At 41.8% G+C, this 19,464-nt stretch carries 16 protein-coding genes and 1 riboswitch; of the genes, 2 read left to right on the top strand and 14 right to left on the bottom strand.

Going from position 1 to position 19,464, the window contains the following annotated elements; genetic code table 11:
* Positions 1-8: 8 nt before the first annotated feature.
* From rplM to N8L39_RS04195, 13 genes are all read right to left on the bottom strand, one after another.
* Positions 9-455, bottom strand: coding sequence for a 50S ribosomal protein L13 (gene rplM / locus N8L39_RS04135; protein ID WP_001044624.1), 447 nt, complete (start codon positions 453-455; stop codon positions 9-11).
* A gap of 215 nt (positions 456-670) precedes the next feature.
* On the bottom strand, positions 671-1,870 hold the full coding sequence (locus tag N8L39_RS04140; protein WP_261010213.1) for an ABC transporter permease: 1,200 nt from the start codon (positions 1,868-1,870) through the stop codon (positions 671-673).
* Entirely contained in the window at positions 1,867-2,760 is an 894-nt protein-coding gene (locus tag N8L39_RS04145; RefSeq protein ID WP_020902740.1) for an ABC transporter ATP-binding protein, read from the bottom strand. The genes N8L39_RS04140 and N8L39_RS04145 overlap by 4 nt, the downstream gene beginning before the upstream one ends.
* Positions 2,761-2,995: 235 nt before the next feature.
* Positions 2,996-5,401, bottom strand: a complete 2,406-nt coding sequence (gene pheT, locus N8L39_RS04150) for a phenylalanine--tRNA ligase subunit beta (protein WP_261010212.1) — start codon at positions 5,399-5,401, stop codon at positions 2,996-2,998.
* A 76-nt stretch (positions 5,402-5,477) separates the two neighbouring features.
* Entirely contained in the window at positions 5,478-5,987 is a 510-nt protein-coding gene (locus tag N8L39_RS04155; RefSeq protein WP_261010211.1) for a GNAT family N-acetyltransferase, read from the bottom strand.
* Positions 5,987-7,033 carry a phenylalanine--tRNA ligase subunit alpha gene (gene pheS, locus N8L39_RS04160; protein WP_000103743.1) on the bottom strand — a complete coding sequence of 349 codons (1,047 nt, stop codon included), beginning with the start codon at positions 7,031-7,033 and terminating at the stop codon, positions 5,987-5,989. Before pheS ends, N8L39_RS04155 begins: the two co-directional genes overlap by 1 nt.
* 272 nt (positions 7,034-7,305) lie before the next feature.
* A complete protein-coding gene (locus N8L39_RS04165; protein ID WP_261010210.1) occupies positions 7,306-7,956 on the bottom strand; it encodes a phosphatase PAP2 family protein in 651 nt (216 codons plus the stop codon).
* The gene (locus N8L39_RS04170; protein WP_000185834.1) at positions 7,946-8,509 is read right to left on the bottom strand and encodes an ECF transporter S component; all 564 of its coding nucleotides are present in this window, start codon (positions 8,507-8,509) and stop codon (positions 7,946-7,948) included. Before N8L39_RS04170 ends, N8L39_RS04165 begins: the two co-directional genes overlap by 11 nt.
* Before the next feature lie 164 nt (positions 8,510-8,673).
* Positions 8,674-8,908, bottom strand: a riboswitch (FMN riboswitch).
* A 59-nt stretch (positions 8,909-8,967) separates the two neighbouring features.
* The gene (locus N8L39_RS04175; RefSeq protein ID WP_000181388.1) at positions 8,968-9,471 is read right to left on the bottom strand and encodes a tRNA (cytidine(34)-2'-O)-methyltransferase; all 504 of its coding nucleotides are present in this window, start codon (positions 9,469-9,471) and stop codon (positions 8,968-8,970) included.
* 192 nt (positions 9,472-9,663) lie between these two features.
* Complete coding sequence (locus N8L39_RS04180) at positions 9,664-10,494, bottom strand: energy-coupling factor transporter transmembrane component T family protein (protein ID WP_261010209.1); 831 nt, start codon at positions 10,492-10,494, stop codon at positions 9,664-9,666.
* Positions 10,479-12,161 (bottom strand): ABC transporter ATP-binding protein, encoded by a 1,683-nt coding sequence (locus tag N8L39_RS04185; RefSeq protein ID WP_261010208.1) that lies wholly within the window; start codon positions 12,159-12,161, stop codon positions 10,479-10,481. The genes N8L39_RS04180 and N8L39_RS04185 overlap by 16 nt, the downstream gene beginning before the upstream one ends.
* Before the next feature lie 168 nt (positions 12,162-12,329).
* Complete coding sequence (locus N8L39_RS04190) at positions 12,330-12,875, bottom strand: ECF-type riboflavin transporter substrate-binding protein (protein WP_033689391.1); 546 nt, start codon at positions 12,873-12,875, stop codon at positions 12,330-12,332.
* Positions 12,876-12,890: 15 nt separating this feature from the next.
* Positions 12,891-13,739, bottom strand: a complete 849-nt coding sequence (locus N8L39_RS04195) for an SAM hydrolase/SAM-dependent halogenase family protein (protein ID WP_001063590.1) — start codon at positions 13,737-13,739, stop codon at positions 12,891-12,893.
* Between the two features lie 188 nt (positions 13,740-13,927).
* On the opposite strand from N8L39_RS04195, the gene trkA reads away from it, so the two are divergent.
* Together trkA and N8L39_RS04205 are read left to right on the top strand one after the other, a co-directional pair.
* Positions 13,928-15,277: a Trk system potassium transporter TrkA gene (gene trkA, locus N8L39_RS04200; RefSeq protein ID WP_000691701.1), complete on the top strand. Its 1,350-nt coding sequence runs from the start codon at positions 13,928-13,930 to the stop codon at positions 15,275-15,277.
* A 3-nt stretch (positions 15,278-15,280) separates the two neighbouring features.
* Entirely contained in the window at positions 15,281-16,720 is a 1,440-nt protein-coding gene (locus N8L39_RS04205; RefSeq protein ID WP_261010207.1) for a TrkH family potassium uptake protein, read from the top strand.
* A 273-nt stretch (positions 16,721-16,993) separates the two neighbouring features.
* Here N8L39_RS04205 and pflB read toward each other — a convergent pair whose 3' ends face one another.
* Positions 16,994-19,318, bottom strand: a complete 2,325-nt coding sequence (pflB, locus tag N8L39_RS04210; RefSeq protein WP_000260631.1) for a formate C-acetyltransferase — start codon at positions 19,316-19,318, stop codon at positions 16,994-16,996.
* Positions 19,319-19,464: the final 146 nt, after the last annotated feature.

A 19,464-nucleotide genomic window follows, 5' to 3' on the forward strand; every position in this document is an offset into this window, starting at 1 on the left:
TCCTTTCCTTAGATAAGTCCTGAAATGTCAAGAACTTCTGGTTGTTGTGCAGCGTGAGTGTGCTCAGCTCCAACAAATACTTTCAACTTCATACCTTGAGCGCGTCCAAGAGTATTGTGTGGAAGCATACCTTTAACTGATTTCTCGATCAAACGTACTGCATTTTTAGAACGAAGTTCACCTGCAGAAATTTGTTTCAATCCACCTGGGTGGTTTGAGTGAGTGTAGTAGATTTTATCAGTTGCTTTTTTACCAGTCAATTTAACTTTTTCAGCATTGATAACAATCACAAAGTCACCTGTATCAGTGTGTGGTGTAAATGTTGGTTTGTTTTTTCCGCGAAGTACGCTAGCAACTACTGCAGAAAGACGTCCAAGTGGTACATCAGTTGCGTCAACTACGTACCATTTACGTTCAACTTGGCCTGGTTTAGCCATAAATGTTGTTTTGTTCATGATTTCTCCTATATATAGTTCGATTTTTGTTTACGGTGATGGGTGTTCCTTCCCATCGAAAAGTATTTGGAAGGTTCCGGGGCCTTTCAAATGGGGTAAACAATACCGCCTACTATAATACCAAATTTTACCCCTAAAAGTCAATAGATATGAAAAATATTTTTCTCAATTCCACTCTTTTTATCTCTAAAAAACCTCGCTTTCGCGAGGCTCTTCTATTTATAAGATAAGGCACGTTTAAAGGTTTTCCAAGGACCTAAATCATCTGTTTGCAGAACGAGGCTAGCATACATACGCCCGATAAAGACTGTTGCCGTTACTGCAAAAGCAATCGTAATAGCAAGCGAAATCCAAGCTTCTAACCCATTTGCATAACCATTAATAGCTCTAAACGGCATGAAGAAAGTCGAAATAAAGGGAATATATGAACCAATCTTCAAGATGAGATTGTCACCAGCTGCACCTAGAGCTGTCACTCCAAAAAAACCACCTATAATCAAAATCATCAAAGGCGACAAGGCTTTTCCTGAGTCCTCAGGACGAGAAACCATAGAACCTAGGAAGGCTGCTAAAACAACGTACATAAATAGGCTAACCAAGACAAACAATAAGGTGTTGAGCGAGAAAGCCTCTCCTATATGGTTTAAAATACCAGATTGTGCCAAGATTGGTAGGTCTTTAAAGAGAAGAATGGCAGCAAGTCCACCCACGACGTAAATGCCAATATGGGTCAAAATCACAAGAAGCAGAGCCAGCATGCGAGCGTAGAAATAATGACTAGCTCGGATACTAGAGAAGACCACCTCCATAATTTTGGTTCCTTTCTCGCTAGCCACTTCCTGAGCAGTGACACTAGCATAGGTAATCAAAATCATATAAAGGAAGAAACCAAGCCCTGCGGCCGCAATGGTTTGAATCATTTTTTTATTTTCCTTGGATTCATCAATTTTCTCCGTAAAGTTAACTGTTTGTTCCAAGCGTTTTTCCTGTTCTTGTGACAAATTGGCTGCCGAACGATTGAGTTGGTATTGCAGTTCGTTAAGCTTATTGGTTACTGCTAGCTTGATGCCTGTTTCAAGAGAAGTTTCACCATGATAGACGGCCTTGAGGACGCTGTCCTCTTGGTCAATGGTTAGGTAACCCTTGATTTTCTCATCCTTGATAGCAGCTTGAGCACTTGCTTCATCCTGATAATCAAAGTTGATACCATTGGTACCCTTGAGCCCATCTTCCACAGATGGCACAGTTGTTACTACTGCTATCTTACTATTCTTGGCCATAGAAGACCCTTGGAGATAGCCGATTCCTACAGATAAGGCTAAAAAGAGGAACGGCGAAATCACCATAAAGAAGAAACTCCACGATTTGACATGTCGAAGATAGGTTTCCTTCATTACAACCCACATATTTCTCATACTTCCACCCCTGATTCTAGTTTAAAGATTTCATCAATTGTTGGCGCTTGCTGGTCAAAGGTTGCGATGTATTGCCCCTGAGTCAAGATTGGGAAGAGTTCCCTTCCAGCGCTCTCATCCTCTAAGATCAATTTCCAACTGCCTTGTTTGGTCAAGCTCACCTGTTTAACATGAGGAAGATTTTCCAATTCTTCCTTACTTCGTTCACTTGAAACAAAGAGACGCGTTTTCCCGTATTGATTGCGAACATCCTGAACTGGTCCATGCAAGACCACACGGCCATCTCGAATCATGAGAATATCGTCACAAAGCTCCTCGACGTTGGTCATGACATGGTCAGAAAAGATAATGGTTGCCCCACGTTCTTTTTCTTGAAAAATGACTTGCTTTAGCAATTCAGTATTGACTGGGTCCAATCCACTGAAAGGCTCATCCAAGATAATCAAGTCTGGCTCATGAATCAGAGTAATAATGAGCTGAATCTTCTGCTGATTTCCTTTTGACAGACTCTTAATTTTATCTGTCAGCTTCCCTTTCACTTCCAACCTCTTCATCCATTGAGGAAGTTTTTCCTTGATTTCCTTAGCATCCATACCTTTTAGAGTCGCCAAATAGCGAACTTGTTCAAGGACTGTCAATTTAGGCATGAGACTGCGTTCTTCAGGTAGATAGCCAATCCGAGCGTAGGTCTCTTGACGAATATCCTGACCATCCAGACTGATTTCTCCTTGATATTCTAAAAACTTCAAAATACTGTGGAAAATTGTTGTCTTCCCAGCACCGTTTTTCCCGACTAATCCCAAAATACGACCTGGTCGCGCTTGAAAGTCAATACCAAACAAAACTTGCTTGGGTCCAAAACTTTTCTCTAGACTTCTTACTTCTAGCATCTTTCACCTCCGAAATGTCTTTCACTCATTATACTCTTTTTTGATAGCCTTTACAATGATTTCTGTCCATTTTTATCATCCTCATTTTAGTAAAAAATCTTAGGGTACTTTGAGTTATGAGTACATTATACACTGGTAAACTCCAATTTATCTTCTCTGTTCCTCAACTGTCTATTTTTGATCCTGAATTGTTATTTAAAAAGCAAAAATCCACCCCGAAGGATGGATTGATACTTTAACGCACTTCTGCATTGACTTTTTCTTCGAGAGACGCTTGGATTTTTTCCATGTAGCGTGCGACTTCTTCGTCCGTTAAACTGTCTTCTGGATTTTGGAAAGTCAAGCTATAAGCCATTGACTTCATACCAAGTCCCAATTTCTCACCTGAGAAGACGTCAAAGAGTTTGATATCTGTCAAACGTTTCACGCCGGCAGCTTGGATAGCGTCCACAACTTCTTGGTGAGTGACTTCTGCCTCGAGGAGAAGGGCAACGTCACGGCTGACTGCTGGGAATTTGGTGATTTCCACAAATGGATTAGCAGGTTGAAGGGCTACTTCGATGGCTGAAAGGTTAAGCTCAGCTACATACGTTTCTGGAATATCGTAGGCCTTAGCAGTGACTGGGTGTACTTGACCAAGGAAACCAAGAACTTGATCACCAAGTGAAATGACTGCTGTACGACCTGGATGAAGGCTAGCAATTTCAGATGTTGCTGTATAAGTTACTTGGAGTCCCAAACGAGCAAATAGCGCTTCAAGGATTCCTTTAGCATAGAAGAAATCAACTGGAACTGCTGCTGTTTGGAAATCTTTTTCTGCAACCAAGCCTGTCAAGGCAAAGGCAAAGCTGTTGATCTCATTTGGAAGTTCTTCTTTTGGATTACCTGTTTGTTCAAAGACTTTTCCAATCTCGTAAAGAGCCAAGTTTTTGTTCTTACGAGCCACGTTGTAAGCAACTGTATCTAGGATACCTGAGATCATATTTTGACGGAGGACAGAACGATCCACTGTCATTGGCCACATAAGTTCCGTAAGGTTACTTGGTTGAGCTGTGAACTCTACTGCTTTTTCAGGAGTTGTCAGAGCATAGGTGATGATTTCTGTCAAACCTGCCCCTTCAGCAATGGTACGAACTTGACGGCGGAGTTTTTGTGTCGTAGTCAATTCACCAGCTGTCCCATCGTCTTTTGGAAGGCTGGTTGGCAAGCGGTCATATCCATAGATACGAGCGATTTCTTCAAAGAGGTCTGCCTCGATAGTGATATCCCAGCGACGGCGTGGGACGCTGACTGTAAAACTGTCTGCATTTCCAGAAAGACCAAAGCCAAGACGACGGAAGACGTCTTCTACATCCGCGTAAGAAAGTTCTGTACCAAGGACACGGTTAACATCAGCAAGAGTTGAAGAAACTTCCACATCAAAGGTATCAAGTTCACCCGCTGAAACGATACCCTTACGCACAGTCGCACCTGCAAGCTCTGCAATCATGCTAGCCGCCGCATCAAGGGCTTCGCTAACAGTTGCCACATTGATCCCTTTTTCAAAGCGAGAAGATGACTCAGAACGAAGATTCAGGCGACCACTGGTCTTGCGGATAGGTTTTCCGTTGAAGACTGCAGCTTCAAGGACGACACGACTAGATTTTTCAGAGATTTCTGTTGCTTGACCACCCATAACACCTGCAAGGGCTACTGGCTTATCTGCGACAGTGATGACTAGGTCATTTGTTTCCAAGTCACGTTCTTCACCATCTAAAGTCACCAATTTTTCACCAGCACGCGCTTCACGTACACGGATGTCACTCCCTTCAAAGGTATCCAAGTCAAAGGCGTGCATTGGTTGACCAAAGTAGAGAAGAATGTAGTTGGTCACGTCCACTACGTTATTGATTGGACGGATTCCTTCGTTCATGAGAAGGTTTTGCAACCATTGTGGACTTGGTGCGATAGTCACATTGTCCAAGATACGAGCTGCATAGTAAGGCGCCTTGTCTGTCTCAATACCTACAGAAAGGGCATCTGCCGCAGCTTCATTAGTTTCTGTTAGAGTAAATTCTTTAAAGTTGACCGCCTTGTCATAGATGGCTGCCACTTCGTGAGCTACCCCACGCATAGAAAGAGCGTCTGCACGGTTGGGTGTGATAGAAAGTTCGATGATTTCATCATCCAAGTCTAGATATGAGAAGACTTCCTCACCTGGAACGGCATCTTCAGGTAAAATTTGGATGCCATCTGCGAATTCCTTTGGCACAACTGAGTCAGAAATTCCCAATTCGCCAAGCGAACAGATCATCCCAAGTGACTCAAGACCGCGGATTTTCCCTTTTTTGATCTTGTAATTGTCAGCGATGCGAGCTCCTGGAAGAGCCACCATAACCTTGATACCAGCACGCACATTTGGGGCACCACAGACGATTTGACGGGCTTCTTCTTCGCCAACGTTAACCTGACAAACATGGAGGTGAGTTTCTGGCACATCTTCGCAAGACAATACCTCACCGACGACAATTTTCGAGAGACCAGCAGCTGGTGATTCGACACCTTCTACCTCGATCCCTGTAGTTGACATTTTTTCAGCCAACTCTTGTGATGGAACATCAATGTCCACCAATTCTTTTAACCATTTATAAGATACAAGCATAATTTAGTTCTCCAGAATGACAGTTGTCACTCTAGTTCTTTTCCTTTCCTATCATTTCAATAGAAGAATCATCTTCTTACCTTAATTTCTTTCTCAGTAACCAATCCGTATCTACTTTTTGACCAACCATAAAATGATGTTGGCTAAATTTTTCAAAACCATATCGATTATAAAACGCTTGAGCTTTTGTATTATGCTCCCAAACACCTAACCAAGCCCAGAAAAAACTATTTTTGGTAGCAAGTTCAAGAGCAAATTCAAACAGTTGCTTACCGAATCCAAATCCTTGGAATTTTTTTAGCACATAGAGACGTTGTATTTCAAAAGCGTCCTCTAATTCTCTCTCAGTCTGAGCACTTCCCCAGTTAACTTTGAGAAAACCGGCTATCTCCTCTTCATGCATAATAAAATAGGTTTCGGAGTCAGGATTTTCCAACTCAGTTGATAAAGTTTTCAGACTATAAGCCTCTTCAAAGTATTCCTGTAACTGCTCTTCCGTATTATCATGAGCAAATGTTTCACGAAAGGTTTGTTTGGCTATTTTAGCCAATACCTCAACATCTGCCATTTCTGCTTTTCTAATCATTATTTAAACTGTTCTGAGAAGCGGACATCTCCTTGGTAGAATCCACGGATATCGTTGATTCCGTAACGGAGCATAGCTACACGCTCTTGACCAAGACCAAAGGCAAATCCAGAGTAAACAGTCGCATCGATACCACTCATTTCAAGGACACGTGGGTGAACCATACCGGCACCCATAATTTCAATCCAACCTGTTTTCTTACATACGTTACAGCCTTCTCCACCACACTTGAAGCAAGAAACATCCACCTCAACAGATGGCTCTGTGAATGGGAAATAAGATGGACGCAAACGAATTTGACGCTCTTCACCAAACATTTTTTGCACAATCAACTGAAGGGTTCCTTGAAGGTCTGCCATAGAGATATTTTTCCCAACAACCAAGCCTTCAATTTGGTGGAACTGGTGACTGTGAGTCGCATCGTCCGTATCACGACGGAAGACACGCCCTGGCGAGATCATTTTCAAAGGACCTTTAGAAAAATCATGGGCATCCATAGCACGCGCCTGAACTGGAGACGTGTGGGTACGGAGCAAGATTTCTTCTGTAATATAGAAGGTGTCCTGCATATCACGGGCTGGGTGGTCTTTGGGAAGGTTCATACGTTCAAAGTTATAGTAGTCTTGCTCTACTTCAAAACCATCCACGACTTGGTAACCCATCCCAATGAAAATATCTTCGATTTCTTCACTGGTTTGTGTCAAAACGTGACGGTGACCAGTCGCAACAGGACGACCTGGAAGTGTCACATCAATGCTCTCGCTAGCCAGTTGAGCCGCGACTTTCTTTTCTTCCAAAAGCTTAGCTGTTTCTTCAAAGGCAGCTGTCAAGACATCACGAGCTTCATTGACGTGTTTCCCGATAATTGGACGCATCTCAGCAGAGACATCTTTCATCCCTTTGAGTATTTCAGTAAGTGAACCCTTTTTCCCAAGGACTGAAACACGCAAATCTTGCATCTCTTTTTCATTTTCAGCAGTAATCTGCTTCAAGCTAGCCAGCGTTTCTTCACGAAGCGCTTTTAATTGTTCTTCAATAGTTGACATAATTCCTCCATCAGTCTCTCGTAGATAAAAAGAAAACCACATGCCAAAAACTCCACTCGGAGCGTTGACACGCGGTACCATCCGTTTTCATCTGACAAGTCAGACCTTCATTTCTAAATCCATGCGCAAGTGAATTCACCCAGCTTTCATATAGAGAGCTTGCAGTCACGGCTCTCCTCCCTGATATACTTCCCTTGAGTTACTAGTCTTGCAGATTTCTATTCAATTACTACATAGTTTATCAGATTTTTACCATTCTTGCAAGACCTATCTCACTTTTGCTTACCTTTAAATCGCCATTGGAAGCGGAGCTTATCATAAAAGGGAAACTCGATAAACAAGACTCCCAAGCCGACACAGAGACTGGCAAGTACATCTGATGGGTAATGAACTCCCAGATAGACCCTCGATACCAACACACTGACTAGGTAGAGGCCTAGCACGATTTGTACAATTTTTCTCCAGACCGGATTTTTAATCCGTTGACTGAGGATGACAATCAGAGAACCGACCATCAAGGTTACAGCCAGAGAATGTCCACTTGGAAAAGAAAATCCCTTCTCCTCTACCAAGTGTAAGATATCTGGTCGTGGGCGCTGATAGATATTTTTAAAGGTCACGATTAAAAGTCCTGCCAAAGCCAGATTTCCTAGCATGAAGAAACTTTCTATCTTCCACCGCTTACGATAAAAGACAAAAGCTGTAATGACAACCCAAGTGATAATCACTGGGATATCAATCAAGCGTGTGATGGCCCTGAAAAGAATAGTCAAGTAATCTGGCAAGTCTCCTCGAACGGCAGTCTGTATCGGTTGGTCAAAACCGACCAGCGTTTCAGGGTAAAATTTGACCATGTAGCCAAGAATAACGAAAAGTAAAAGGGCAAAACTGCCCTTCATTAAAAATGTTTGTTTATCTCTCATAATGTTTTAAGGTTGGTTTCAAGAGAACATACAACAACCAGAATGAAACGGAAAAGATTACACCCTCAATCAAGTTAAAAGGTAATACCATGGTCATTAGGTAGTTGGAAAGCCCCAAAATTTTTCCAATATCAAAGTTAGCAAACTTAGCGTACAAAGGAACAGCATAAACATAGTTGAGAACCAACATAGCCACGGTTAAACCAATAGTCCCAGCTAGAGAGCCTAGTAGGAAACGAAGGGTTGTCCGTTCCTTTTTCCAAATCAAAGCAAATACGATGACAAAAACTCCCAAAGCTACGATATTCATTGGTAAACCAATGTAAGTATTCACTCCCTGGCTGTTAAGAAGCAATTTCAAGAGTGAGCGAAGCAAGAGAACTCCTAGAGCAGCAGGCAAATCCATGACCACCAAGCCCACAAGGACTGGCAAGATACTAAATTCGATCTTGAGGAAGGATGCCGCTGGCAAGAGCGGAAAATCAAAGTACATCAGCACAAATGAGATGGCTGATAAAATTGCAATGGTCGAAAGTCGACGTGTGTTTGTCATAACAGGTTCCTCCAATTTTCTATAAAATCAGAAGAAGTTAGAAAGGATTCCTCTATCTATTCTCACTTTTTATATCCCAAATCTTTCCTCTTACTCTATTAAAGAAAATCAAAGCAAGCGGTTACAGTTCAGCTATAAATCTATCAGAACAGACAAAGCTATTCTTTCGTCTTCTCCCATCCAGACTATACTGTCGGTTGTGGAATCTCACCACATCAGCTTGCGCTCGCGGACTTCTTTAAAGAGAAGGAAATAGAGATTTTTCTTTTAGACTAGGCGACAAGCTGTAGGCATAACTTCTGGTTAGGCAAAGCTTGTCAACAAAGTATAAAAGGAAAAGATCATTTCCTAGTTAAAGTCACCGCCGGTCGGGAATCACACCCTGCCCTGAAGACTCTTTTATCATAACAAAAAACGCTTGCAAGCGCAAGCATTTTGTTCATTTTCATTTTCATTTTTTATTTCAATTTATCCACTTCATAGGTATGAACGAGCTCAAGACCTGCAAAGTTCTGCTGGCGGAGGGCTTCGTAGACAATCATGCAGACGGTATTAGACACATTGAGACTGCGGACATGTTCATCATTCATGGGAATACGGAGAGCCTTTTCAGGATGTTCTCGCATAAAGTCCTCAGGCAAGCCCTTGTCTTCACGTCCAAAGAGAAAATAATGGTCCTCGTCAGTCGATAAATCCACCTCAGAATAGACTTTCTCAGCAAATTTTGAGATCAGATAGAGTTTGCCCTTCATCTGAGACATAAAATCTTCCAAACTCTCGTAAAAATAAATCTCTAGCTTATCCCAATAATCCAATCCAGCTCGCTTCATCTTGCGGTCGTCAATAGGAAAGCCCATTGGCTTGATGATGTGGAGGGGAGAATTTGTCGCAGCGCAAGTACGCGCGATATTGCCTGTATTTTGTGGAATTTGAGGTTCAAATAATACAATGTGATTTGTCATGACTTGCTTCCTTTTACCATTGCAAAAAAATAGCCACACTGCCCGGAGTCAAGCTCAGCAAACAGCGTGGTTAAGGCATCGTTAACTTACCTCACAACAGGTTTGAAGTAAATCAGCGAAACTACTTTCTTAGTATAACACTTTCAGAATCATTGTCAATAGAAACGACTTGATTTTTTCAATTTTTTCAAGCTATTTCCAAGGGTTGTAAAATCGTCCCTGATTCTGCAAGATAAGTAGTAAACTGGCTACTAAAAACAAGGTTGCCAAGACCAAGGTAAGATAGTCTCCTTTTTTCAAGGCCTGATAACTATACCAAGTGCGTTTTTTCTCTTTCCCAAAGCGTCGAAGCTCCATGGCGGTCGCAATGGTATCAATGCGTTCTAGCGAGCTAAAAATCAAGGGAGTGATAATGCGCAGATTGCCTTTGATTCGTTGCATAAGAGAAGCTTTCTTGGATAATTCCATCCCACGCGCCTCCTGAGACATCTTGATAGTAAAGAATTCTTCCTGCAAATCTGGAATATAGCGCAAAGTCAGGCTGACTGAATAGGCAATCTTGTAAGGCACACCAATTTGATTTAAACTAGAAGCAAACTGACTAGGATGAGTTGTCATCAAAAAGATAATAGCCAGAGGAATGGTGCAAAGGTACTTAATAGCCAAATTTAGCAGATAAAAGAGCTCCTGGCTGGTTAGAGTGTAGGCACCGATTCCCTGCCAAATCACACTTCTCTCTCCGTAAAGTCCAACCCCATACTCGGGAGAAAAGAAATAGACCATCAAGACATTTAAAACGGCAAATACCGTCGCAAAAACGGCCACAAAGGAAACATCTTTAAAGCGGATTTCTGACAAATAAAGGAGAAAGACCGAAAAGATGGCAATCAGAACAAGCAGTCTGGTATCATAGCTAATCATGGCCGCCAATGATACGAGAATGAAAAAGAGGAGTTTACCAGCGCCTGACAAGCGATGAATCACAGTATCTCTATGCTGGTAACCGATTAATTTAGCTTGCATCCTTCTCTCCTTTCTTTGTAAAATGCCGTTAAAGCAAGTGGATCCACGTCTAGTTTCTTGGCCAAGTTGAAGATTGAAGTTTCTTTTAGGTTGGCTTTTACTAACAACTCAGGATTGCTCAACAGACTAGCTGGATCAGTATCGGCAATCAGTTCCCCATCCACCATGACAAGAGCTCGGTCTGAATAATCCAGCATCAATTGCATGTCATGAGTAATCATGACAATGGTATGCCCTTTTTGATGCAACTCTTCGAGAAATTCCATAATCTCAGTATAGTTCTTCTGGTCTTGACCTGCTGTCGGTTCATCTAAGAGGATAATTTCAGCCCCCAAGACCAAAATCGAGGCAATAGTGACGCGTTTTTTCTGACCAAATGACAGGGCAGAAATAGGCCAATTACGGAATTCATAGAGACCACAGATTTTCAAGGTTTCATAGACTTTCGTTTCAATTTCCTGCTCGTCTACACCTCGCAAACGAAGCCCCAGAGCCACCTCATCAAAAATCATATTGGTCGAAATCATTTGATTAGGATTTTGCAGCACATAGCCTACTCGTTCCGCCCGCTCTGCAACAGAATCTTCTTTGATATCCTGCCCTTCCCACAGATAGCGACCTTCCGTCTGGATAAAGCTACTGATGGCCTTGGCAAGGGTTGATTTCCCTGCTCCATTTTTCCCGACAATGGCAATCTTTTCACCCTTTTTAATATCTAAATGTAGGGATTTTAAAATCGGTCTATCATCATAAGAAAAAGACACATCCTCTAATTTAAAGAGTGACTGCAATTCTGAGGTTTCTTTTGCCAGTTCATTCTGCAACTGAACCTGGCCTTTTGAGATAGACAAGTTATCCAGATCTGCTAATTGTTCTTCCTTCTTTAAATCCACACCCAGTTGACGGAGAGTCGTTAGATAAAGGGGTTCTCGAATTCCATTTTGGGTCAATAAATCAGTCGCCAGTAGCTGGTCAGGGCTCCCATTAAAGAGAATACGACCATCATTGATCAAGACAATCCGATCCACAGGGCGATGCAGAACATCCTCCAAACGGTGCTCGATAATAAGAGTCGTCGTCCCCTCTTCCTTATGAATCTGATCAATCAATTCGATAATATCCTGACCTGACTTGGGATCCAGATTGGCGAGTGGCTCATCAAACAAGAGAATCGGACTCTCATCAATCAAGACACCAGCCAGACTGACCCGCTGCTTTTGTCCACCTGACAAATCCTGAGGACGCTGAGACAGTAAAGAAATAAGATCCAGCTTTTCAGCCCATTTATGAACACGGCTTTTCATCTCTTCTAGACCTGTTACATCATTTTCTAGAGCAAAAGCCAAGTCCTCTGCCACAGACAAGCCGATAAACTGCCCATCTGTATCCTGCAAAACTGTACTGACCAGATGAGATTTATCGTAGATGCTCATATCAAAGGCTGCTTGCCCCTTGATCAAAAATTCTCCAGACATCTGACCCTTGTAAATATTGGGAATAATTCCATTCAAACACTGCCCCAAGGTAGACTTGCCTGACCCAGATGGGCCAACAATTAAGACTTTCTCTCCCTTATAAATAGTCAAGTCCACTCCTTGCAAGGTCGGTTCTTGTTGCGTTTCATACTGGAAAGAGAAATCCTTCCACTCAATTATAGCTTCTTTCATCTTACTCTCTTCATTCGCTTCTTAGACTTCTATTTTATCATAAATCGAACCCTTCTTGCAGACTCTTCTCTGAAAAACTTAGCGCCAAAAAGATTCCTATCATAGCTTACTTGCCTAACTAATCAATAAACATCGAAAAAGACTGGTTGTCCAGCCTTTTCCCTTATGTTAATCCTTTTTCAAACTTCCTGAACGAGTCTGCGTACGTGAATAAGCTAGCAAGAGAAGAGTACCTGCGATAGCTACAGTTACAGCATTAGCAATTCCCGCAACAATCCCTTGGGCAAATACTTTTTCTGCCGCTTCTTGATAAATCACAACGTCTCCAAGTGGTGCCAAGACACCCCAAACAAGAGCATTTGCAACAATCTGAATGAGGTTAAAGAAGACAATATCCTTCAACTCAAAAACACCCTGTGTTACTCGAATGTATTTTCTAAAGAGACCTACAGCTAGACCAAAGAGACCACTAGCAATAATCCAAGTCCACCAAAGACCGTAGCCAGCAAGAGAGTCCTTCACTGCATGCCCAATTAAACCAACAAGTAATCCCACTAGAGGGCCAAAAATGATAGATAAGAGGCTCTGTACCGCATACTGAAGCTGGATGCTTGTATTTGGAACAGGTGTCGGAATGCTGATCATCCCGATGACAACAAAGAGCGCAGCTCCAACACCGATAGCAACAACTTGTTTAATTGATTGATTTTTCATCTATATTCTCCTATTTTATGATTCTATTTTCTTTATTTCAATGGTCCAAGATGAACCGACGCCCACATTATAAGCCTTGGCAAAGGAACCTTGGTTGATAGCCAGACCTAAACGATAGAGAGAGTTGATGTAAAGGATGGGTTGCCCAATTCTCACATCTGCAAATGATTTGCCATAAACAACCTGATTTTGATAGACCAGCATATCTGCATGATAGATGGTCACTTCAAAACGGTCACCGAATGCTGGTTCCAGCTTGTAAAATTCTTCTCGCGTGATAGAGGTCCAAAGCGAGCCGAAACGCACATCCAGAATATCAATAGCTCCCTTCACCAGATGATCTTCTATGATTGTCTCTACGACTGGAAGCTCCACAATCTGATCCACACTGAGCTCTGGCCCCACTTCCTCAAAAGAAATGTGACCACTGGCTAATTTAGCACCAGTATAGGCATAGACATCTCGACCGTGGAAGGTATAAGAATGCTCTGTATTTTGACGTCTATTGGCCACTTCAGAAATCTCACGAATAGCTACAATGCCAACGTGTTTCTTGATAAAAGAAAGCGTCCCATTATCTGGCGTGACAATGTATTGATTTTTTGCAGTCTTGGCAACCACACTCTTACGTTTCGAGCCGACACCTGGATCGACCACCGATACAAATGTCGTTCCCTCAGGCCAGTAATCCACCGTCTGAAAGAGACGGTAACTCCCCTCAAAAATATTATAAGGCGTGATATCGTGCGTCAAATGATGAATTTTTAAGGTTGGAGACTCTTCTAAAGCCACTCCAATCATAGCCGATACCGCACCATCAACCAGACCAAAGTCTGATTGTAATACCAGTAAATTATTATTCATTTTATCTCCTTGTATATCCTTTATCATACCATATTTCAGAGAAAGGTGCTAATAGCTATTTCAATTGATTAGGGTATAGTTTTACCTTATAGCAAATTTCCTACTAAAAACTCTGGTGATTAGCTAGTAGATGCATTTTTTCTTGAAAAAAGGTATGATAGTTACATAATGAAGAAGTAGGTTTTATTATGAAAATTATCCTTGTCGGAGGGGGAAAAGTTGGTTCTGCCCTCTGTCGCTCCTTGGTTGCAGAAAAGCATGATGTTTTGCTGATTGAGCAAGACGAAGCTGTTCTCAATCATATTGTTAATCGCTTTGATATCATGGGTATCCTTGGTAACGGGGCTGATTTTACCATCCTTGAGCAAGCCAGTGTCCAGGATTGTGATATCTTTATCGCCCTGACTGAATACGATGAAGTGAACATGATTGCAGCCGTTCTAGCCAAAAAAATGGGAGCTAAAGAGACCATCGTTCGGGTGCGGAACCCTGAATATTCTAACTCTTATTTTAAAGAAAAGAATATTCTCGGTTTTTCTCTTATCGTTAATCCTGAGCTCTTGGCCGCCCGCGCTATCGCGAATATCATTGACTTCCCCAATGCCCTCTCTGTCGAACGTTTCTTTGGTGGACGGGTCAGCTTGATGGAATTCACTGTTAAATCCTCCAGTGGTCTTTGCCAAATGCCCATTTCTGATTTTCGGAAAAAATTTGGCAATGTCATTGTATGTGCGATAGAAAGAGATCATCAAATTATCATCCCAAGTGGTGACATGACCATACAGGATAAAGATAGAATCTTTGTCACTGGTAACCGTGTTGATATGATGCTCTTCCATAATTATTTTAAATCTCGTGCCGTGAAGAGTCTTCTTATTGTTGGAGCTGGTAGAATTGCCTATTATCTACTAGGTATCCTCAAAGACAGTCGTATCGATACAAAAGTCATTGAAATCAATCCCGAAATCGCCAGCTTCTTTAGCGAGAAATTCCCAAACCTCTACATCGTTCAAGGAGATGGAACCGCAAAAGATATCCTGCTGGAAGAAAGTGCTCAAAACTATGATGCCGTTGCAACTCTAACAGGAGTCGATGAGGAAAATCTGATTACTTCTATGTTCCTTGACAGGGTAGGTGTACAGAAAAATATTACTAAGGTCAATCGTACCAGTCTCCTCGAGATCATCAATGCGCCTGATTTTTCAAGTATCATCACCCCTAAAAGCATCGCTGTAGATACAATCATGCACTTTATTCGTGGTCGGGTTAATGCCCAGTATTCAGACCTTCAGGCCATGCACCATCTAGCCAATGGACAAATCGAAACCCTACAATTCCATATCAAGGAAGCTAATAAAATGACTGCCAAACCTCTTTCTCAACTAAAACTGAAAAAAGGGGTTCTTATTGCAGCTATCATTCGAAAGGGCAAGACTATTTTCCCAACTGGAGAGGATATGCTGGAAGTTGGAGACAAGCTCCTAGTAACAACTTTGTTGCCAAACATCACTAAGATTTATGACTTGATTGCGAGGTAAGAAATGAATAAAAGTATGATTCGTTACCTCCTTTCAAAATTACTTTTGATTGAAGCTGTTCTTCTTTTGGTTCCTGTAGCTGTTGCTATCTATTACCGTGAATCGAACCAAGTCTTTACAGCCCTCTTTACAACGATTGGGATTCTCGTATTACTAGGCGGTTCAGGAATTTTACAAAAGCCAAAAAATCAACGAATTTATGCCAAGGAGGGAATCTTGATTGTGGCCCTCTGTTGGATCCTTTGGTCTTTCTTTGGTGGTCTCCCCTTTGTCTTTGCTAGACAAATTCCCAGCGTTATCGATGCATTTTTTGAAATCAGTTCTGGCTTTACAACTACTGGAGCAACTATTCTGAACGACGTTTCGGTTCTCAGTCGTTCCCTCCTCTTCTGGCGAAGTTTTACCCACTTGATTGGAGGGATGGGAGTGCTTGTTTTTGCACTTGCTATTATGGATAATGCCAAGAATAGTCACCTAGAAGTGATGAAGGCTGAGGTTCCTGGCCCTGTTTTTGGTAAAGTAGTATCCAAACTAAAAAACACTGCCCAGATTCTCTATCTCCTTTATCTAGCTCTCTTCTCCCTCTTTGTCATCATCTATTATCTAGCTGGCATGCCCCTATTTGATAGTTTTGTCATTGCCATGGGGACAGCAGGTACAGGAGGCTTTACCGTCTATAACGATGGAATCGCCCACTATGGTAGCTCACTGATTACCTATCTGGTTAGTATCGGAGTTTTGGTTTTTGGGGTAAATTTCAATCTCTACTACTACCTCATGCTCCGTCGTGTCAAGGCCTTCTTTGGTGACGAGGAACTTCGAGCTTACTTGGTCATTGTACTGCTTTCTACAGGCTTGATTAGCCTTAATACCCTCTATCTCTACCCAGGATTTTCAAAGAGTTTTGAAATGGCCTTCTTCCAAGTTTCCAATATCATTACGACGACTGGTTTTGGATATGGAGACATTACTAATTGGCCCCTCTTCTCCCAGTTCATCCTCCTCTTCCTCATGATAATCGGTGGCTCTGCTGGTTCAACCGCAGGTGGACTCAAGGTTATTCGAGGCCTCATACTTTCAAAAATTGCTAAAAATCAGATTTTGTCAATTCTATCACCCCACCGTGTTTTGACCCTCCATGTTAATAAAACGGTAATTGACAAAGATACCCAGCATAAGATTCTCAAGTACTTTGTCATCTATTCTATGATTTTGCTATCCCTTATCTTTATTGTCAGCCTAGATAGCAATGATTTCCTAGTCGTTACCAGCGCTGTCTTTAGCTGTTTCAATAATATCGGACCTATTCTAGGAACCACTTCTAGTTTCTCAATCTTTAGTCCTATCTCAAAAATTCTCCTCTCCTTTGCAATGATTGCAGGGCGCTTGGAGATTTATCCAATCCTACTTCTCTTTATGAAGAGAACTTGGTCTAAAAGATAAAATACAACCACACCTTGTTTCCTTACAAAGTGTGGTGTTTTTATTTTTAAATACTCCTCGCAACTCAACAAGTATCTTTGAATCCTAGTCAGACATTTTAGTGCCTGACTTATACTCAATGAAAATCAAAAAGCAAACTAGGAAGCTAGCCATAGGTTGCTCAAAGCACCGCTTTGAGGTTGCAGATAAAGCTGACGTGCTTTGAAGAGATTTTACCCAAAAACCCTCAGTCGACTGACCGAGGGTTCCTTATTTCATTATTTAAGAACTTGATTAGCTCAACGCATCCAAGGCATCATCCATTGAAAGAACTTCGTGGAAGACACGTTGTGTCAATTCAGTTTTTTGTTCTGGAGTGAGGTATTTAGTGTTTACACAGTATCCAGAGATACGTACGATAACGTCTTCACCTGACATGATCTTTTCGTAAACATCGTTCAAGTCCATAACGTTCAAGTTAACGTGTTGTCCACCGTTTTCAAAGTAACCATCAAGGATTGTTACCAAGTTATCAACTTGTTCGTCACGAGTCTTACCAAGAGCACGAGGTGATACTTGTGTAGTCAATGAAATACCATCAGCTGCATAACTAAAGTCAAGGCTAGAAAGTGAGTTCAAGTTTTGCAACCATCCACCTTTAGCTTTATTAGATGGGTTAGCACCTGGTGAGAAGAATTCAAGTTTAGACAAGTTTACAGAACCATCTTCGTTGAGGTATACACCTTTGTGGACTGGTGAGTTACCAGTTTGTTTAGAGTAAGCAACGTTAGATGTGATTGTCAAAAGTGATACTGTAGCTTCAGCGTCTTTGTAAAGTTTGTGGCTACGTAGACGAGTTGTGTAAGCTTCGATCAACCATTCTGCCAATTCGTTTGAACGTGGGTCATCTTCACCCCAACGTGGGTATTCACCGATTGTTTCGTAATCGTAGATGTAGCCATTTTCGTCACGGATTGGTTTAACTGTAGCGTATTTGATAGCTGACAATGTGTCAACAGTGTTGGCAAATCCACAGATACCGAATCCCATGTTCGCACGTTGTTTAGTTGGCAAGAAGGCCATTTGAACAGCTTCGTAGTTGTACTTATCAGTCATGTAGTGGATGATGTTCAAAGCATCTACGTAAGTGTCAGTCAACCAGTCAAGAGATTTTTCAAAGTTAGCTTTAACTGACTCAAATTCAAGAACTTCGTCACGGATTGGTTCGATGTCAAATACTTTGTAGTCTTTGTGAACATCGTCGTAACCACCGTTCAAACCAGTAAGAAGGGCTTTCAATACGTTTACACGAGCACCGAAGTACTGGATGTTGTGGCGTTGTTCTTCATTTTCTGGGTCAAGTGGAGACACACAGCATGAGATACAGCTCATTTCACCATATCCGTCTTTAGCCATTGTTGTTACACCTTCGTATTGGATAGAAGAGTGTTTGTGGCTCATATGCATACAGTAGCGACGGAAGTTGTATGGCAATTTGTCAGTCCAAAGAACTGTCAAGTTTGGTTCTGGTGAGTTACCGATGTTGTCAAGAGTGTTCAAGAAACGGTAGTCCATCTTAGTAACACGGTGACGACCGTCGTTACCCATACCAGCCATAGAAGTTGTGATGAAGGTTGGGTCACCTGAGTACAATTGGTCGTAAGCTTTTGTACGAGCAAATTTAACTGTACGAAGTTTCATAACAAAGTCATCAACGAATTCTTGGATTTCTGATTCAGTAAATGTACCACGAGCAAGGTCACGTTCTGCAAAGATATCCAATACGATTGGTACACGTCCTAGAGATGTAGCAGCACCGTTGATAACACGGCAGACAGACATGAAGGCGATGTTAACCCATTGGATTGCTTCTTTAACGTTCATCGCTGGTTTGCGAACGTCAACTCCGTAAAGGTCACCCAAGCGAACAACTTGTTGCAACGCTTGGTATTGAAGATTGATTTCTTCACGAAGACGGATTGTTTCTTCATCGATTTCTTCGATTGCATTCCAGTCGTTTACTTTTTCTTGCATCAAGTAGTCTGCACCGTAAAGAGCAAGACGTGCGTAAACACCGATGATACGTCCGCGTGAGTATGCATCTGGAAGACCAGTTACAGTGTGAGCGTGACGAGCACGACGGATGTTTGAAGTGTAAGCACGGAAGATACCGTCGTTAACTGTTGTTACGTATTTAGTAAAGATTTCGTGAACAGCTGGATCTGGTTCGTATCCATTTTCTTTCAAAGTAGTTTCAGCCATACGGATACCACCTTTTGGCATGAAGTTCAATTTGAATAGTTCATCATTTTGGATACCGAAGATAACTTCATTTTCTTTATCGATAAATCCAGCAGGGATATCAGCGATAGATGTTGGACGAGTGTCCATTGGGAAACGAGTTTCTTCGTAGTGTGCTTTAGTTTCTTCTACAATTTTTTTGATGTGAAGTGAACGTTCTGTTGGTCCTGCGAGGAAGCTTTCGTCTCCATCATAAGGTGTGTAGTTAGCTTGTACGAAGCGTGATACACTTGCTTTTTCTTTCCAATCTACGCCTTTGAAGCCTTCCCAAGCTTTGTCAAAAATATCTTGTGCTTCAACAACTGTCTTAACAACCATGTTAATGTCCTCTTTTTTCTTTCTAGTAACAACCATCTGTTACATTCATGAGACAAGTATACCACACAGTAACCGATTTCAACAAGTGGGAATTCCCTGTTTTTACACTTTCTTTTCTAAAACAGTCTATATTTTGTTCCGAACTG

Origin of the sequence: Streptococcus mitis (genome assembly GCF_946190285.1) — a bacterium.
In the GTDB taxonomy this organism is placed as follows: domain Bacteria; phylum Bacillota; class Bacilli; order Lactobacillales; family Streptococcaceae; genus Streptococcus; species Streptococcus mitis_CP.

What these genes read in the sequence shown, in the direction of transcription:
- rplM (WP_001044624.1), bottom strand. Translation starts at nt 455, where the DNA reads ATGAACAAAACAACATTTATGGCTAAACCAGGCCAAGTTGAACGTAAA.
- N8L39_RS04140 (WP_261010213.1), bottom strand. Translation starts at nt 1,870, where the DNA reads ATGAGAAATATGTGGGTTGTAATGAAGGAAACCTATCTTCGACATGTC.
- N8L39_RS04145 (WP_020902740.1), bottom strand. Translation starts at nt 2,760, where the DNA reads ATGCTAGAAGTAAGAAGTCTAGAGAAAAGTTTTGGACCCAAGCAAGTT.
- pheT (WP_261010212.1), bottom strand. Translation starts at nt 5,401, where the DNA reads ATGCTTGTATCTTATAAATGGTTAAAAGAATTGGTGGACATTGATGTT.
- N8L39_RS04155 (WP_261010211.1), bottom strand. Translation starts at nt 5,987, where the DNA reads ATGATTAGAAAAGCAGAAATGGCAGATGTTGAGGTATTGGCTAAAATA.
- pheS (WP_000103743.1), bottom strand. Translation starts at nt 7,033, where the DNA reads ATGTCAACTATTGAAGAACAATTAAAAGCGCTTCGTGAAGAAACGCTG.
- N8L39_RS04165 (WP_261010210.1), bottom strand. Translation starts at nt 7,956, where the DNA reads ATGAGAGATAAACAAACATTTTTAATGAAGGGCAGTTTTGCCCTTTTA.
- N8L39_RS04170 (WP_000185834.1), bottom strand. Translation starts at nt 8,509, where the DNA reads ATGACAAACACACGTCGACTTTCGACCATTGCAATTTTATCAGCCATC.
- N8L39_RS04175 (WP_000181388.1), bottom strand. Translation starts at nt 9,471, where the DNA reads ATGACAAATCACATTGTATTATTTGAACCTCAAATTCCACAAAATACA.
- N8L39_RS04180 (WP_261010209.1), bottom strand. Translation starts at nt 10,494, where the DNA reads ATGCAAGCTAAATTAATCGGTTACCAGCATAGAGATACTGTGATTCAT.
- N8L39_RS04185 (WP_261010208.1), bottom strand. Translation starts at nt 12,161, where the DNA reads ATGAAAGAAGCTATAATTGAGTGGAAGGATTTCTCTTTCCAGTATGAA.
- N8L39_RS04190 (WP_033689391.1), bottom strand. Translation starts at nt 12,875, where the DNA reads ATGAAAAATCAATCAATTAAACAAGTTGTTGCTATCGGTGTTGGAGCT.
- N8L39_RS04195 (WP_001063590.1), bottom strand. Translation starts at nt 13,739, where the DNA reads ATGAATAATAATTTACTGGTATTACAATCAGACTTTGGTCTGGTTGAT.
- trkA (WP_000691701.1), top strand. Translation starts at nt 13,928, where the DNA reads ATGAAAATTATCCTTGTCGGAGGGGGAAAAGTTGGTTCTGCCCTCTGT.
- N8L39_RS04205 (WP_261010207.1), top strand. Translation starts at nt 15,281, where the DNA reads ATGAATAAAAGTATGATTCGTTACCTCCTTTCAAAATTACTTTTGATT.
- pflB (WP_000260631.1), bottom strand. Translation starts at nt 19,318, where the DNA reads ATGGTTGTTAAGACAGTTGTTGAAGCACAAGATATTTTTGACAAAGCT.